This window comes from Paraniabella ginsengisoli, assembly GCF_022513635.1.
GTDB lineage: Bacteria > Bacteroidota > Bacteroidia > Chitinophagales > Chitinophagaceae > Niabella > Niabella ginsengisoli.
This window is the reverse complement of the sequence record NZ_JAKWBL010000004.1, coordinates 357,856-373,100: the sequence shown is the minus strand read 5'-3', so window position 1 is coordinate 373,100 and position 15,245 is coordinate 357,856. Positions and strand designations below refer to the sequence as shown.

Sequence of the window (15,245 nt, the reverse complement as noted above, 5' to 3'; positions counted from 1 at the left end):
ATTAATGATTGCGCCTGTCAAGGCCCCAAATAAGTTTGGTCTGAATCGTATGCAGGAAATTATTTTCGCTAAGGCGCAGCAGGTTAATAGTGAATTTTTCCTTTCTTACAGCAAGAGAAACATTTTTAGAAACAATTTCCTTTCTTGAGTCTAGCGCGCAGATAATTTCATCTGACCTGCTTTCAATTTCAAAAGAAATAATGCTATTGTCGTTTACAACGAGTGATCTCACATTTAAGTGATGCGGTGCAACGGGAGTGATAATAAAATTTTCCGAATCGGGAAAAACAATGGGGCCGCCACAGCTTAATGAATAACCAGTTGAGCCGGTTGGAGTAGAAACGATCAAACCATCGGCCCAATAAGTATTTAACAATTCGCCATTGATAAAAGTGTGGATCTTAAGCATTGACGCGGTGTCTCGCTTGTGAATAGCAAATTCATTAAGCCCAAAAGGCATATCTCCAAAAAGAGGTATATCTGCATCTACGTGCACCAGCGAGCGTTTTTCGCTTACGTAGGTTCTCAATGCCAGCGCTTTAATGGCAAGCGTGAGGTTATCGCGACCAATGCTGGATAGAAAACCTAAACGCCCGAAGTTGATACCCATTATGGAAATGGGTTTATCTTTTATCAGCGTAATAGTATCCAGCAAAGTTCCATCGCCTCCAAGTCCTATAATAAACTCTACATCGCGGTCAAGTTCTTCAGCTGTTGTAAAGGTTTGTGTATGTTCTGAAAGATTTAAGTGAGGTCTTAAACTTTCAAACAGGGGGCCATAAAGAACATACTTGAGGCGGTAATTTTTTAATTCCTCAAAAAATCTTTTTACATCGGCGTACGACTCTGCGTCAATTCCCCGGCTATATACAGCTACTTTCATTCGTAATATTTGTCTGAACCTGAATTATTGGATTATAGAGATTGGCAGGAATGTTAGATGTAGGATGTACGGAATACGCCGCAAACCAGCCCTCTCCCCATTTCCCTCCTCTCCACATCATCCCATTATCACATCGACTAATTAGCTAATTCTTTTAATACAAGGTCTTCTTGTGTAAATATAGTCCGTTTTGGCCTAACTGATTAAATGAGAACTCGAGCTTAAGTGTAAAATCATAATCAGTAAAAATATCAAGTCCAAAGCCACCTCCGTATAGCATGCGATTGCTTAACATGCCCGCCAGGGTTGTGGATTGTGTGCATAGCCCATATTGCCATACACTTTACCATAAATTTTTAAAGGGATAAGAGAGGAGGTATATTTTTTTAATACCGGCAGGTTAATGCTAAAGTTGGCTAACTGCTTAAAAATAGTAGCATTTACAAGGCCCCCGGCTACGCCATCGATAACATACGATTCGTATCCCCGAAGGTTCATGTCGCTATATCCTAACAACTGTGAATTATAATAAGGCTGTTTAAAAGGAACTTTAATAGAGCCAATAGCGGAGATATTATAGAAAGTTTTAGGTCCCAAATGCCAGTTACCCTGCCCCTTTACAGCTAATTGCCAAACATTCATTTTGCTATTAAAGCCTTGCTTAAACAGAGCAATTTCTCCAGCATACCCTTTTGTAGGATATGGATTATAATCTAAGTTTTGATAAATGAGTTTGTAATAGATCTCAGGATATTTAAGGTTTGTGGCGCCATTCTGTAAATAGTAAGGATTTTTTATCAGCACTGAATCTGACACACGCAGCGTGTTATAACCCAGTCCAAATACATGGCGGGTAAAAAACTCGGGGCGATAAAAGAGTTCTACTGTTCCATCAAAAAATTTCTTGGATAGCCATTTTTATCCTCATAAAAAAGCTGTTCACCATTGTCGGTACCATAATTGATCTCGTGTGTTTTACCCAATGCCAGGCTGAGGTTCATCCCCCATTTCAGATTTTTATCAATATAAGGTCGGTTATAACTTAGTAATAATTGCTTGGTGTAACCTGTTACAAAATAAAACCGGAGCTTATCATTATTGCCGGTGGCGTTATCGTAAAGAAGTTTAACGCCATAGTCAAGCCGCGAAGTGCTTGCGCCCCGCTCAAACAACCATTCATTTAAATTTCTATCGATAGGCTTCAGGTGTGGCAGCGGCAATAAATACCATCGCTCTTTTACCATTATTGTTACATCTACAAACGGCTCATGATTGCTGGTAACGGCAACATCGAAATCCTTGATCAGAAAAAGCGAAAGGTTGAGAAGTTGTCTTTTGCTTTGAGCAAGCAAAGCTGGTATGTCTTTTATTTTTACCGAGTCCCCTTCTTTAAAGGGTAATTCGCGAAGCATGATAACACGCCTCGTTCTTTTATTTCCTTCGAAATAAATATGATTGATAACAACCGTACTATCAGGATATAATTGAATGATGCTGTCGGCCAAAAAGTTATTGGGGCCTGTTGGTGAGGGTGTCTTGGAAGAATCTGGAACAGGCGGGTTGGTGCTATCTATCTGCGCAACGGCAGATGAACAGCTACCTGACAGAAACAGCAGCCACAGCAAGTATTTTTTTATCCAAGGCATTCTTAGTCACAACGGGGTTCTAATAGTGAGTGATAATGTAACGGGCTAAACATTCAGATAGCTCATCAGATTTTCGTAATTATTTTTCAACTCGTTTGTATAGAGCTCTTCACCGAAGTAATACTTCACGTGGTATTCGTAGCGCTGGAAAGTTGCTACAATATCTGAGACTTCAAGCTTATTTACTTTTATTGTTACCTGCATTTTGCCGGATTCTATATCTCTGGATGTGTTTAATTGCGTAACCTGGGCATCATTGCTTTCAACAATCCTGCTTATCTCAGAAAAAGAATACTGTAATGAATCTGTTTCCAGCACAATCAAAGCTCCCGGTTCATTTAGCTCAAGAAAATCAGAAACATCCTTTAGTAAATGCTTTGTCTCAATAATTCCGGCCAGTTTATTATCTGTATCTATTACGGGTAAAATGGATAAATGCGAAGCTACTGCCAGCGAAACGGCTTTTAAAAGATGGTCTCCAGAATTTACGGAAACATTCAAAAAATAATGCTGAAGTTCTTTTATAGCCAGGTTTTCATCCGCATTTAGCAGGGTTTCTTCTTTCACAATGCCTTTAAACTCACCCATTTCAACAACGGCAAGTTCTTGAACCTGATAGTCGTACATCAGCCGCAAAACAGAATGAACCTTGTCAGATAATTTTATCTGAGGAAGATTTTCAAAGGGTAAATTAATGACTAACATAGTGCCTTATTTATACTAAGACTCCCATCTTCAGGCTTCTGTTGCAATAGCGGAATGTTTTTTAAGAACTTAAACAAAATATTGTTGAATTCTTCCGGAACTTCCATCATAGGTGCGTGCCCACATTTATCAATAAAGTGCAATTCACTGTTGGGAATGAGTTTGTGAAACTCTTCCGCAACAAACGGCGGTGTAATATTATCGTTCTTGCCCCAAATCAAAAGCACAGGAATCTTTATTTCTTGTAATTCTTTTTCAAGATTGTTTCTGATAGCGCTTTTAGCCAAAGCGATGATCTTGATAACTTTCAGACGATTATTAGTGATTGAAAAAACCTCTTCTACTAATTCATCTGTCGCCATGGCCGGATCGTAAAAAGTATATTCAGTTTTTTTACGGATATATTCTCTGTCGCCGCGTTTTGGGTAACTGTCGCCCATTGCGCTTTCAAATAAACCTGAGCTGCCCGTTAAAGTTGCCGTTTTTACACGACTGTTTTCATTTTTGAGCAAATACACCAAGCCCACATGGCCGCCCAGCGAGTTGCCAAGCAAATGAATATTTTTATAATCTCTTATTTCTATGAACCGATGAACATATTTTGCCAAACCGCTAACGCTGGTATGTAATATGTCCATATCCAACAAAGGCAGCATTGGTACAATTACCTTATTGTATTGCTTAAAATAATCAATCAGCGGCCTGAAGTTGCTTAAGGCTCCAAACAACCCATGCAACAACACGAGCGGCTCTCCTTCGCCCTCTTCTATATAGCTAAATTTATCGTGTTGCTTTATCTCGTACTGCATTATTAAACTTGTATTATCGCCGCTAATATATTGATTTTACCAAATAGACACCATTATTAGCAGTTATATTTTAATTTTTTAATAACCCGACATGCAGTTTTTGTATTTAAACCACATTAAGGAAGGTGTGAAAAATTACATCAAAGATTCCTCTTAACCAAAAATCAATAAAATATGTAAGAGAAATATACAAATCACTTTCCAAACATCCGTTCTATCTGATCCTGTTTAAACTCCAGGTAGGTGGGATTTCCATCCGGAGCGATATTGAATGGGTCGCACGCAAACAGATCAGAAAGTAACTGCTTCATTTCTCTTTCAGTAAGGCGTGTTCCCGTTTTGATAGCCCTTTGCCTTGCCAATGACCGTACCAGTTTTTCCCGGCTTGATATCTTAATATCTGTACTAAAATGTTTATATTGTTCTATCGTAAAATCAACGATTTGCTTCTCATTTCCACTTTCCAGGTCTGCGGGTGTTCCCTGAATTACAAAAGTATTATTGCCAAAAGGCTCAATCAAAAACCCTAAAATTTTAAAATAAGGCAACAACTCTGCTAATAAAACTGAATCGGCCGGAGAAAGCTCCAAAGTTGATGGGAACATACTGCTTTGTGTGGCAATAGGTGTTCCGTTTACAGCTGCTGACATTTGGTCGTATAACACCCTTTCATGCGCCGCTTGCTGGTTGATCAACAAAAAACTGTTTTCAGTGGGGTAAAGTATATAAGTATTCAAAACCTGAGCCAGATCAGTATGCTCATCAACTATAAAAGCAAGCTTGTTTTTGTGTGATGAAAATATTTGTTGCGGCGCTTGTTCGTATTCAAATTGCGTTTCTTCTTTTTTAACCGGCTCATAAAAATCTTTCCAATGTTTTAATTCAGAAGAAGAAGGCCGCTCAATAAAGTGAGCCTGGTGTTTTTGTGTAAACCCTTTATAAAGCGGAGAGGCGGATGTCATTTCTTTTTGCTCAGATGTAAATGGCCTGGAAACAGCAGAAAGTTGTTGAATAGACGAATCAAGCTCAAAGTCGAGCGTTGGGGTAACGCTGAATTGAGCCAGCGCGTGTTTCACTGCCGCCTGAACAAAGGCGTATATAATTTTTTCGTCTTCAAATTTGATCTCCTGCTTGGTTGGGTGCACGTTTACATCCACCTGTTCCGGATCTATTTCAATAAAAAGCACATACATAGGAAAGCTATCCGAAGGAGTCATTCCCTGGTAGGCGCTCATCAATGCATGATTTAAGTAAGCACTTTTTATATATCGATTGTTTACGAAAAAATACTGATCGCCACGCGTTTTTTTGGCTGTTTCCGGCTTTCCGGTAAAGCCATAGATATTCATGTAATCAGTTTCTTCTTTAACTGCAACCATTTTTGCATTGTAGTTGTTGCCTAGTAATTGCACCACACGCTGCTTCAATGTGCCTTTTTCTAAATGAAAAACCTGTTGGCCGTTTGCGCTGAGCGTGAACAAAATATGTGGAAAGGACATTGCTACACGCGTGAACTCATCCACAATATGCCGCATTTCTGCTGCATTACTTTTTAAAAAATTGCGCCTGGCCGGAACATTAAAAAATAAGTTCTTCATGGCAATGCTGGTACCGTTGGGAACGGCAACAGGTTCCTGCTTTGTAACCGTGCTGTTCTCTATTTCCAATAATGAGCCGGCTTCATCTTCCGGGCGTTTGGTTTTAAGCTCAACCTGTGCCACGGCTGCAATAGAAGCCAGCGCTTCGCCACGAAACCCCATTGTTCTAATGTGAAAAAGATCGTCGATGTTTTTATTTTGGAAGTGGCGTGGCGCTCAAAACTCATTCGGGCATCGGTTTCGCTCATGCCGCTGCCATTGTCAATAACCTGTAAAAGCATTTTACCTGCGTCAGCAACAATCAATTTTATTTCTGTTGCACCAGCGTCTACCGCATTCTCCAACAGCTCTTTCACTGCACTGGCGGGGCGTTGTATTACCTCGCCCGCTGCAATTTGGTTAGCAATATTATCTGGCAGTAAAACTATTTTGTCGGGCAATGTTTTTATAATTTTTTTGAACAGGCAAAGGTACGATGAAAAAATTGAGAATCGAAAATGAACGGACATGTTGATCAGCAATGCAGTACAAATCAAGAGTCCGCCAACTGGCGGAAGATCGATGCCAGATGTACGAAAGCTGATTTTATAAAAACATGTATATAATTGCGAATGTCCGGATTTTTTTATCACATATTCGGCGGCATTTCTCCTGATTCTTTTTATTTTTATTAGTTTGGAGCAACCTTTGCCTTGATATTGCCTTTCTCCTCTATGTAATTTTAGAAAGGAATATGTTGTTCGATATATACTTAATAATCTTAAAATGATAAAATACAGCTTCTTATTATTTTCTATTGCATGTTGCTTTTTTGCAAAAGCGCAAACTTCCGGAGCCCAGCAATGGGTAGATAAAACGTATAAAAAATTGAGTCCTGACGAGCGCATTGCACAATTGATCATTATTCGCGCTTACTCGAATAAAGGGGTAGAAACAAAAGTTTTAAATGACGTTAAGAAGTATAATGTAGGTTCCATCTGCTTTTTTCAGGGAGGGCCGGTACGACAGGCACAACTAACCAACTATTATCAAAGCGTTGCCAAAACACCCATACTTATCACCATTGATGGAGAATATGGGTTGGGCATGCGGCTGGACAGTGTAACCAAGTATCCTTACGCCATGACGCTGGGCGCAGTTGCTGATGCTACGCTGGTTTATAAAACCGGAAAGGCCATTGGCGAGCAACACAAACGCCTGGGTGTACATGTAGATTATGCGCCGGTTGTGGATGTTAATAATAATCCGAACAACCCGGTTATTGGGTTTCGTTCATTTGGAGAAGATAAATACCGCGTTGCGAAACATGGTATCGCATTTATGAAAGGGATACAGGATGCCGGCGTAATGGCAAGCGCCAAACATTTTCCGGGGCATGGTGATGTAGCAGTAGACTCTCATTTAGATTTACCTGTAATTAATAAAACCCGCACCCAGCTTGAGGATCTTGAATTATATCCTTTTCGGGAAATGATAAAAGCCGGAGTACAAAGTGTAATGGTGGGGCACTTATCTGTTCCAACTATTGATAATGGAAAAAACCGGGCTACTTCAATTTCTAAGAATGCCGTAAATGGGTTATTAAGAAAGGATCTGGGATTTGAAGGATTGACTTTTACTGATGCGTTGGAAATGAAAGGGGTTGCTAAATACTTTCCTGGTGGCGCTATTGCAGCGGAAGCATTGATAGCAGGAAATGATATGCTTTGCCTGCCCGAAAGTGTGCCTGGAACGATAAAAGCTGTAAGAGATGCGATCAAAAAAGGAAGACTTAGCTGGGAGGACATCGAACAAAAAACAAAAAAAGTATTACTGGCAAAATACAATTTAGGGCTTAGCAGTTTGCAGCCGGTTGATCTGGATAATTTGTTAAACGACTTAAATGCCAATACAGATGAGGTACGTGCGCAGGTGGCTCAAAAATCTTTAACCTTGCTTAAGCTTGCAAACCCTTCTACTTTTAGAAATGAGTTTTTTTCCTGGCCGCTGAAAAAAATCGGAAAGTAGCTTATGTTGCTTTCGTAAATAGCGGTTCTACTACTTTGGGTAAAAGATTGGAAGCTGATTTTAATGCGGATGTTTTTTATATTAAATATTCAGATCCGGCGAGTAAAGGTGGTATAGTTGCTAAGTCAATTGAACAAGGAAAATACGATGATGTAATTATCGGGCTCCATGATATTGCCATAAGAAAAGGAAGTCGTAATTATGGTATTTCTCAAAGTGCTGTGCAAACATGGTATGGGCTTAATAAAGCCAATGCCATTACATTGGTGTTTGGAAATCCATTAACAGCGAGTAATTTTTGTCAGGCTAAATCGCTGGCCGTTTGTTATGAAGATGATGCGATCTTTCAGAATGCAGCAGCCGATTGGCTTCGGGGGATTTTTCAGCAGCGGGTACTTTACCTGTAAGCGTTTGCGACTTTAAAGCCGGAGATGGAAAGATCGTTTCTCCATCAACCTTTACTTCTTTAGAACCAATCGGCGACGAGCGATTTGCGGCAGTTGACTCTATTGCTTTGGACGGAATTAAAAAAAAGCCTACCCCGGTTGCGTTATATTAGCGGCAAAAGATGGTAAGATCGTATATCACAAGGCATTTGGCAATTACGAATATGATAGTTCAAAATCCATGTCACTCAACAGTATTTTTGATTTGGCTTCGGTAACCAAAACGTCCGCAGTTACTGTTTCCATAATGAAAATGGTGGAGCAGGGAAAAGTCAATCTAAAAAAAAATTAGTTGACTATCTTCCTTTTACGCGGCACAAATAAGGCAAACCTTACGCTCGAAAACATAATCCTGCACCAGGCGGGAATGGTGCCGTTTATAGCTTTTTACAGAGAAACATTAGACTCGGGAGGTACACCTAAACCTGAATTATATCGTGCTTATTCTGAACCCGGTTATACGACGCAGGTTGCCAATGGCCTTTATTTAAGAAACGACTGGAAGGATACAATCTGGAAAAGAATATTGGAAAGCCCTATCGTTCCTCAAGGTAGAAAATATGTGTACAGCGACAATGATTTTTGGTTTTTAGGGAAGATCGTAGAAACGATTTCTGGCAAACCATTAGAAGAATATGTTCGTGACAGCTTTTACATTCCGCTGCACATGCAAACAACGGGATATGAACCGTTGGAGCGATTCAAGTTGGAAGACATTGTTCCAACAGAAAGAGAATATAGCTTTAGAAATCAACTAATACAAGGCACTGTACATGATGAGGGGGCTGCTTTGGGTGGCGGAGTAGCCGGCCATGCCGGGCTTTTTCTACAGCGTATGATCTTGGTAAATTATACCAAATGCTTTTAAATGGCGGTGAAATAAATGGCAAACGAGTTTTCAAATGGGAAACCATCCAGGATTTTACAGCTTACCATAGTTCAATCAGTCGCCGTGCTTACGGATTTGACAAGCCTGAAAAAGACAATGCCACCAGACAAAATCCTTATCCCAGCGCATTAGCATCTCCGCAAACCTACGGCCACACCGGCTTTACAGGAACATGTGTTTGGGTTGATCCAAAATATAATATTGTTTATATTTTTCTTTCCAGTCGTGTCACCCCCACTCGTAATAACCCGCGGCTGGGTTCTTATCATATCAGGGAGAACATTCAAGATGCTATTTACAGGGCCGTGGGTGTTGCTAACTGATAAGGCTGTTGCTTATGAAATATTTACCAATTGTATTGCTGCTGCTTTTATTTTCCTGCAAGCAGAAGAACCGCGAAGTGACACCGGCATTTTATTACTGGAAAAGTAATTTTAATCCTACTTCTTATGAAAAGAAAAAGCTTGATAGTCTTGATATACAGACGTTATTTGTAAAGTTTTTCGACGTAGCATGGGACGTTAATCAAAAAAGGCGTTACCAGTAGCTAAGATATTTATACGCGATACAAATTATCTGCGTAGCAAAAAATTATTCCCACCGTTTTTATTACAAATGAAGTTTTTTATAAACTTGATAGTGTTGGTGTAAAGCAGCTTGCTTTAAATACTGTATCGTTGATCAAAAAATATTTAAAACTGTATTATGTTGACAGCGTACCTGAAGTGCAGATGGATTGTGATTGGACGGCTACAACGAAAAAGAAATACTTCTATTTTTTGCAGGAAATAAAAAGACAAAAGATCGCTCCGGAATTATCGGCTACGATACGCTTACACCAGATTAAATACACTACGTCCTCTGGCATACCACCAGTTGATAAAGGTTTATTAATGTGCTATAATATGGGAACGCTTCAAAATATTGAATCGAAAAATTCCATTATTGATCCCGAAGAATTTGAAAAATATCAATCCTATATTAAGATGTACTCATTACCGCTGGATGCGGGCCTTCCTGTTTTTGAATGGTATGTTCTGTTTAGAAATAATAAGTACGCCGGTCTTTTTCAATATATGCCAACATCGTTTTTAGAGGGATGTAAAAAACAAGGAAATCATTTTTTTAAAATTGTAAAAGATACAGTTATTTCAGACCGGTTGTTAAAAGCCGGAGACTTATTGCGCTACGAGAACAGTAATATTGCTTCCGTAAAAAAGTAGCAGAACTGCTAAGCAGCAAACTACTTTTAAAAAACCTCCGTGTGGTTTTGTATCATTGCGATTCGGTAACTTTAAAAAATATACTGCAAATGAACTTGAAGACCTTTACGCCAGCCTGCGCCATTATTAGCGTTGCGTTGGTTTCAGTTCCTCAAAACATAATCGGCTGTGGTGGTAGTATCGACCCCTATGATTATTACCTGAGCTTCTTTAACCAGTATGCTGCGTCTCAAATACAATACAAACCATTTTTTTATACTAATGAACAATTTTTGTTTGACGACGAAGAACCGGTAACCAGTGAAGATGAATTAATAAAAGAGTGGGCAGGTTTTTCGGGCGTTACAGAACAGGAAGCAAACGCGTTTGTTATGAAATTTACCGCCAGGGATGTGAACGCCCTGTATTATCATATCGAAAAAAGACACCTGCTGTACTACCCGATTCTATCGGTAAGAACAACATGTCTAAATTCTTTTTAAAAGAAAAAAATTTGGAAGCGCTGGGTTATATCCTTTACGCAAAGAAAGTAGAGCCGCATGTTACGACTACAGATTATTGGAGTCCTGAAACACGCGACAGTATTGTGATGGACGGCCTCTTGAAAAATGGATTGCAGTTGTACCATGCAGCAAAAACGGATCTTTTTAAACTTAAATATGCTTATCAAATTGTAAGATTGGCACATTATAATGGACACTACAACGATGCTATAAAATATTACGATGAATTGGTTGGACCAAACCCAACACAAAGCATTTTACAACCAATGAGCCTTGCTTTAAAAGCAGGGGCATTTTTCAGGCTAGGTAGAAATGAAGATGCCGCATATCTTTTTTCAAAAGCCTTTCATCAAAGTCATGTAAAAAAGTTTCTAATTATTACGGTTTTGACTGGGCTGTTATAAAATCTGACAGCAGGCAAAAATATCTTTCATTATGTAAAAATGATATTGAAAAAGCTGACATGCTTTCTCTGTTTGCATTAAAAAATCCGGAATTAGATTTGGCTTCCTTAAAAGAAGTTTACGAACTCAATCCATCTTCCGATTTATTGTCAACATTGGTGATAAGAGAAATCAATAAATATGAAGAACATTATTTAACACCGCTTATTGGCAAAGAATATAATACAGGACTTTTAGGCATCAATTATTATTATCGGTTTACAAACAAAGAAACCGACAGTTTGCTTTCGAAGGAGAAGCCGACGCTTGCTGATTTTATAAATTTTGCAGACGAGCTGGCAAGCGAGCAAAAAGTAAAGCACCCCGCCTTGATGAAGTTATCCGCGGCTTATGGTGCATACATGCTTAGAGATTTTGACAAGGCTAAACGATTTCTTGGAAAAACCAAAGAAATGAAAATGGATCAACGCCTGCAGGATCAATGGATGCTGACCAATCTTTTAGTTGAGATAAGCGCACAGGAAAAAATAGATAAGGCTTTTGAAGAGCGCATATTACCGTCAATAAAATGGCTGTATGCTAAAGCGGCAGCATCACAACAAAAAGAAAGTGAATATTATTATGGCAGGGATGAAAGGGATCAGTGGTATAGGTTTTACAGGAATTTACTAGTAGATGTTCTTTCCAAGCGTTATAAAGCTCAAGGCGATTTAACGAAAGCTGTTTTGACAATTGGCTCGCCAGAATATTTACAGCCTGATTATTATGATCAATCAACGCAATTTTTAAGAGAACAGCTTAATGGTAAACAGGCAGAGACTTTATATAACTTTTTGGCAGCTAAGAAATTTACTTCTTATGAGAAGTTTTTAGTGGAACACAATCGGCTTAAAATAAATGATGTTGCTGACTTTGCAGGAACGGCTTATTTGAGGGATTACAATTATGATAAAGCCATTGAGTGGTTACAAAAAGTTCCCGGTCAAAACAAGATCATTGAAAAAGATCCGTTTAAAGAATTAATGTTTGACAGAGAAGAACGACTGCCCGGCGATAAGGTGACAACAACAACAAAACTGGCATACGCCAGACAAATGAAAAAACTGCAAGGATTGGTAATTACTGACAAGGCAAATGCTGCCAAACATTTGTACAAGTTGGCTTTAGGTTGTTATAATGTAACTTATTACGGCTACGCCTGGAATCTGGTGGAATATTGGCGCAGCGGCGCGGATGGTTATCGGATACCCAACAATGCAACTGATTTTCATAAGGAATATTATGGGGTATTTACCGCATTGGAGTATTTTAAAAAGGCAATGGAAGCGAGCCCGGACAAAGAATTTAAAGCAAAATGTTTTTTATGATGGCAAAATGCAGCCAAAAGCAAATACCAAAACCACAATACAATGATTTTGGTTACGGTAATTATGATCTTTATGAGAAGAAAACTGAAGAATATTATGTTGAGTTTGCATCAAACAAATATTACCCCGAATTAAAAAATAATTATAGCAACACAAAATTTTATCAGGAAGCATTATCCCGATGTTCTTATTTAAGCGATTTTGTGCGGAAATAAGGAGTCGGAGAAATTCAGGGAAATTGTAACGGTAATTTTATTTTTTTCTATACTTTTGCTCTCCCTTAATCGGAAAGCTCTTTTTTAAATATTTGTCGTTTTACGACACTGGTCCTATAGCTCAGTTGGTTAGAGCACCTGACTCATAATCAGGTGGTCCCTGGTTCGAGCCCAGGTGGGACCACTTAAAGAAAGCAGTTACAATTTTGTTGTAGCTGCTTTTTTATTTTACCCCATAAAATATTATTGAACAATACTTTACTGAACTAAATTTCTAAAATATTTTTTTCAAGAAAGAAAAAATTTCTATTTTTAATATGTAGAACATAAATACTTGTTTTAAGAAATTGTCATTTGAATTAATTATGCAACGATTGTTTATTAAAAAACTGTCTGGCAGTACAGGACGGAAGTCATTGACTTTAGCCGCTTACATCTTCCTATTGTCTCTAATGTGTTTACCATGCCACTCTCAACAAGTAATACCCCTATATGACGTTGTGCCGAATGCGCTTGCAACTGAAAGTATTGTCGAAAAATGGGATACTACTGCCACTGGCCGCATACAGGCCCGGAATGTTACATATCCAACCATGACGATGTATCTTCCTGCAAAGGGAAACTCAAAAGGCTCAGCAGTTGTGATCTGTCCCGGAGGAGGTTACTCTTACCTGGTAATGAATCAGGAGGGAAGCGATGTTGCGGAAGCTTTCGCAAGAAATGGTGTAGCAGCGTTTGTGCTGAAATACCGCCTTCCTAATCAGAAAATAATGAAGAATAAAACCATTGGCCCATTGCAGGATGCACAGCAGGCTATTAAAATCATTCGCGAGCGGGCCGCTGAGTGGCAAATTGACCCGGTTAAAATTGGCATTATAGGATTTTCAGCTGGTGGCCATTTGGCGTCCACTGCATCTACACATTTTAATGAGAGCCACATCGAAAATGATAAACAGACAAGCCTTCGACCCGACTTCTCAATATTGGTCTACCCGGTTATAAGTTTTGAGGATAGTCTCTCACACAAAGGATCGCGCCGCGCTTTACTTGGAAAGGATACCTCAAGCATTCTGATGATTAATAAGTATTCAAATGAAAGACAAATTACAAACAATACCCCACCAACCTTTTTGCTGCATAGTTCAGATGATAGAGTAGTACCAGTAGGAAATAGTATAGCTTATTATCAGTCATTAATCAAAGCCGGCGTAAAAGCTGAAATACATATTTATAGCGCAGGAGGACATGGATATGGAATGCACAACAAGACTAATAACGACAACTGGTTTGAACGATGCTTGAGCTGGATGCGTGCTAACAATTGGCTATAAAAGTTATAGATCCAATACGCATCTCTGGATTTCACGAGGGTAGGTTCAAAGCAAACATTAAAAGATATAAATGATATATATATGTTTCGCGCTGCTTTAATAATAATGAGTGTTATGATATTTTCATCATGTAAAGAAGATAAAAAAGAAACTGTTTTTGAATGGTCGCAGCTGCCGCAAGTACCCGATAAGGTGGGCTTTGCAGGTTGTTTCGCTGGTGTAAGCGGTGATCATATTATTGTTGCCGGAGGATCGCAATTTCCAGAGGGTTCAAGACCCTGGACTGGAGGAGTGAAGCAATGGAATAATAAAGTACTCGCGTTAAAAAATGTTACTGAAGGCTGGAAAGAAATTGGTGAGTTGCCACATCAAATGGGCTACGGCATTTCTCTAAATTGGGAAAATGGAATTTTATTGATTGGCGGGGCCGATCAACATCAGCATTATAGAAATGTCTATTTTATCTCTTATTCAAATGGCAAATTGAGCGTTGACTCCATGCCCGATTTACCAGAACCCTTAGCCAATTCGTGTGGTGCAATAATAGAAGGTGTTGTATACGTGGCTGGTGGGCTTTTATCACCCACAGCAAAGTCAACTCAAAAGAATTTCTGGTCATTAGATCTTAACAGGCCGAAAGCTGAGCAAGTTTGGAAAGTGCTACCATCATGGCCAGGCGAAGGACGAATGTTGAGTGTGGCAGGTGTTTTAAATAATGAATTTTATCTACTAAGCGGAGCCAGCGTGCATGTTGAATCCGGAGACACCGCTACAAGCAGAAGTTATTTAAACGATGCTTTTGCTTATAACCCTCAAACCGGATGGCGTAAAATAAAAGATCTGCCTCATTCGGTAACAGCAGCGCCTACTCCTGCCTATAGCGATTCTAAAGAGCACTTACTGGTTTTTGGTGGCGATGATGGCAGCCGTGCGGATCAAAACGCTGTTTTAAAAGATCAACATCCCGGATTCAGAACAGAGATAATATCGTACAATTCCAAAAAGGATAAATGGGATGTTGTAGGAAATGTGCTTACAGACAGACATGCCGATGCTGACATTCGGCCTGATTTAAGTACCTGGGCGCCCGTTACAACACCACTGGTGTTATGGAACAATAATATAATTCTGCCGCAAGGCGAAGCAAGACCTGGAGTTCGAACTAATAGGGTTCTGGTAGCAAGCCCAAAATAGGATAACTGATTTTTTACCATTCAAA

19 protein-coding genes, 1 tRNA gene and 1 pseudogene are annotated in these 15,245 nt (G+C 39.3%); 14 read left to right on the top strand and 7 right to left on the bottom strand.

Features of this window, described 5'->3' with window-relative positions; all coding sequences use genetic code 11:
- Position 1 precedes the first annotated feature (1 nt).
- From MKP09_RS19005 to MKP09_RS18975, 7 genes are all read right to left on the bottom strand, one after another.
- Positions 2–883: an NAD kinase gene (locus tag MKP09_RS19005; RefSeq protein ID WP_240831881.1), complete on the bottom strand. Its 882-nt coding sequence runs from the start codon at positions 881–883 to the stop codon at positions 2–4.
- 288 nt (positions 884–1,171) lie between these two features.
- Positions 1,172–1,699: a hypothetical protein gene (locus MKP09_RS19000; RefSeq protein WP_240831880.1), complete on the bottom strand. Its 528-nt coding sequence runs from the start codon at positions 1,697–1,699 to the stop codon at positions 1,172–1,174.
- Positions 1,700–1,764: 65 nt separating this feature from the next.
- Positions 1,765–2,529, bottom strand: a complete 765-nt coding sequence (locus MKP09_RS18995; RefSeq protein WP_240831879.1) for a POTRA domain-containing protein — start codon at positions 2,527–2,529, stop codon at positions 1,765–1,767.
- 45 nt (positions 2,530–2,574) lie between these two features.
- Complete coding sequence (locus MKP09_RS18990) at positions 2,575–3,234, bottom strand: CBS domain-containing protein (RefSeq protein WP_240831878.1); 660 nt, start codon at positions 3,232–3,234, stop codon at positions 2,575–2,577.
- Positions 3,228–4,043: an alpha/beta fold hydrolase gene (locus tag MKP09_RS18985; RefSeq protein ID WP_240831877.1), complete on the bottom strand. Its 816-nt coding sequence runs from the start codon at positions 4,041–4,043 to the stop codon at positions 3,228–3,230. The genes MKP09_RS18990 and MKP09_RS18985 overlap by 7 nt, the downstream gene beginning before the upstream one ends.
- 194 nt (positions 4,044–4,237) lie before the next feature.
- Entirely contained in the window at positions 4,238–5,803 is a 1,566-nt protein-coding gene (gene mutL, locus MKP09_RS18980) for a DNA mismatch repair endonuclease MutL (RefSeq protein ID WP_240831876.1), read from the bottom strand.
- Entirely contained in the window at positions 5,701–6,081 is a 381-nt protein-coding gene (locus tag MKP09_RS18975) for an ATP-binding protein (RefSeq protein ID WP_240831875.1), read from the bottom strand. The genes mutL and MKP09_RS18975 overlap by 103 nt, the downstream gene beginning before the upstream one ends.
- Before the next feature lie 325 nt (positions 6,082–6,406).
- On the opposite strand from MKP09_RS18975, the gene MKP09_RS18970 reads away from it, so the two are divergent.
- From MKP09_RS18970 to MKP09_RS18910, 14 genes and pseudogenes are all read left to right on the top strand, one after another.
- Positions 6,407–7,648, top strand: coding sequence for a glycoside hydrolase family 3 protein (locus MKP09_RS18970; RefSeq protein WP_240831874.1), 1,242 nt, complete (start codon positions 6,407–6,409; stop codon positions 7,646–7,648).
- 35 nt (positions 7,649–7,683) lie between these two features.
- The gene (locus tag MKP09_RS18965) at positions 7,684–8,055 is read left to right on the top strand and encodes a hypothetical protein (protein ID WP_240831873.1); all 372 of its coding nucleotides are present in this window, start codon (positions 7,684–7,686) and stop codon (positions 8,053–8,055) included.
- A complete protein-coding gene (locus MKP09_RS18960) occupies positions 8,013–8,207 on the top strand; it encodes a hypothetical protein (protein ID WP_240831872.1) in 195 nt (64 codons plus the stop codon). The genes MKP09_RS18965 and MKP09_RS18960 overlap by 43 nt, the downstream gene beginning before the upstream one ends.
- Positions 8,201–8,962 (top strand): annotated as a pseudogene (locus MKP09_RS26625) (serine hydrolase domain-containing protein). The gene MKP09_RS18960 and the pseudogene MKP09_RS26625 overlap by 7 nt, the downstream one beginning before the upstream one ends.
- A complete protein-coding gene (locus MKP09_RS26620) occupies positions 8,953–9,306 on the top strand; it encodes a serine hydrolase (protein ID WP_262915519.1) in 354 nt (117 codons plus the stop codon). Before MKP09_RS26625 ends, MKP09_RS26620 begins: the two are co-directional and overlap by 10 nt.
- Before the next feature lie 14 nt (positions 9,307–9,320).
- Positions 9,321–9,530 (top strand): hypothetical protein, encoded by a 210-nt coding sequence (locus MKP09_RS18950; RefSeq protein ID WP_240831871.1) that lies wholly within the window; start codon positions 9,321–9,323, stop codon positions 9,528–9,530.
- Positions 9,531–9,660: 130 nt separating this feature from the next.
- A complete protein-coding gene (locus MKP09_RS18945) occupies positions 9,661–10,206 on the top strand; it encodes a hypothetical protein (RefSeq protein WP_240831870.1) in 546 nt (181 codons plus the stop codon).
- A gap of 89 nt (positions 10,207–10,295) precedes the next feature.
- The gene (locus MKP09_RS18940; RefSeq protein ID WP_240831869.1) at positions 10,296–10,688 is read left to right on the top strand and encodes a hypothetical protein; all 393 of its coding nucleotides are present in this window, start codon (positions 10,296–10,298) and stop codon (positions 10,686–10,688) included.
- The gene (locus MKP09_RS18935) at positions 10,670–11,113 is read left to right on the top strand and encodes a tetratricopeptide repeat protein (protein WP_240831868.1); all 444 of its coding nucleotides are present in this window, start codon (positions 10,670–10,672) and stop codon (positions 11,111–11,113) included. Before MKP09_RS18940 ends, MKP09_RS18935 begins: the two co-directional genes overlap by 19 nt.
- A gap of 59 nt (positions 11,114–11,172) precedes the next feature.
- Entirely contained in the window at positions 11,173–12,480 is a 1,308-nt protein-coding gene (locus MKP09_RS18930) for a hypothetical protein (protein WP_240831867.1), read from the top strand.
- Entirely contained in the window at positions 12,477–12,695 is a 219-nt protein-coding gene (locus tag MKP09_RS18925; RefSeq protein WP_240831866.1) for a hypothetical protein, read from the top strand. The genes MKP09_RS18930 and MKP09_RS18925 overlap by 4 nt, the downstream gene beginning before the upstream one ends.
- A 110-nt stretch (positions 12,696–12,805) precedes the next feature.
- Positions 12,806–12,879 (top strand) — tRNA-Ile (locus tag MKP09_RS18920).
- A 316-nt stretch (positions 12,880–13,195) separates the two neighbouring features.
- Positions 13,196–14,026 (top strand): alpha/beta hydrolase, encoded by an 831-nt coding sequence (locus MKP09_RS18915; RefSeq protein WP_240831865.1) that lies wholly within the window; start codon positions 13,196–13,198, stop codon positions 14,024–14,026.
- 114 nt (positions 14,027–14,140) lie between these two features.
- The gene (locus MKP09_RS18910; RefSeq protein ID WP_240831864.1) at positions 14,141–15,220 is read left to right on the top strand and encodes a galactose oxidase; all 1,080 of its coding nucleotides are present in this window, start codon (positions 14,141–14,143) and stop codon (positions 15,218–15,220) included.
- Positions 15,221–15,245: the final 25 nt, after the last annotated feature.

Excerpts from the sequence above, each read along its gene's own strand:
- MKP09_RS18910 (WP_240831864.1), top strand. The coding sequence starts at position 14,141 with ATGATATTTTCATCATGTAAAGAAGATAAAAAAGAAACTGTTTTTGAA.
- MKP09_RS18950 (WP_240831871.1), top strand. The coding sequence starts at position 9,321 with ATGAAATATTTACCAATTGTATTGCTGCTGCTTTTATTTTCCTGCAAG.
- MKP09_RS18940 (WP_240831869.1), top strand. The coding sequence starts at position 10,296 with ATGAACTTGAAGACCTTTACGCCAGCCTGCGCCATTATTAGCGTTGCG.
- MKP09_RS19005 (WP_240831881.1), bottom strand. The coding sequence starts at position 883 with ATGAAAGTAGCTGTATATAGCCGGGGAATTGACGCAGAGTCGTACGCC.
- MKP09_RS18990 (WP_240831878.1), bottom strand. The coding sequence starts at position 3,234 with ATGTTAGTCATTAATTTACCCTTTGAAAATCTTCCTCAGATAAAATTA.
- MKP09_RS18935 (WP_240831868.1), top strand. The coding sequence starts at position 10,670 with ATGTCTAAATTCTTTTTAAAAGAAAAAAATTTGGAAGCGCTGGGTTAT.
- MKP09_RS18995 (WP_240831879.1), bottom strand. The coding sequence starts at position 2,529 with ATGCCTTGGATAAAAAAATACTTGCTGTGGCTGCTGTTTCTGTCAGGT.
- MKP09_RS18930 (WP_240831867.1), top strand. The coding sequence starts at position 11,173 with ATGCTTTCTCTGTTTGCATTAAAAAATCCGGAATTAGATTTGGCTTCC.
- MKP09_RS26620 (WP_262915519.1), top strand. The coding sequence starts at position 8,953 with ATGCTTTTAAATGGCGGTGAAATAAATGGCAAACGAGTTTTCAAATGG.
- mutL (WP_240831876.1), bottom strand. The coding sequence starts at position 5,803 with ATGGGGTTTCGTGGCGAAGCGCTGGCTTCTATTGCAGCCGTGGCACAG.
- MKP09_RS18985 (WP_240831877.1), bottom strand. The coding sequence starts at position 4,043 with ATGCAGTACGAGATAAAGCAACACGATAAATTTAGCTATATAGAAGAG.
- MKP09_RS18970 (WP_240831874.1), top strand. The coding sequence starts at position 6,407 with ATGATAAAATACAGCTTCTTATTATTTTCTATTGCATGTTGCTTTTTT.
- MKP09_RS18925 (WP_240831866.1), top strand. The coding sequence starts at position 12,477 with ATGATGGCAAAATGCAGCCAAAAGCAAATACCAAAACCACAATACAAT.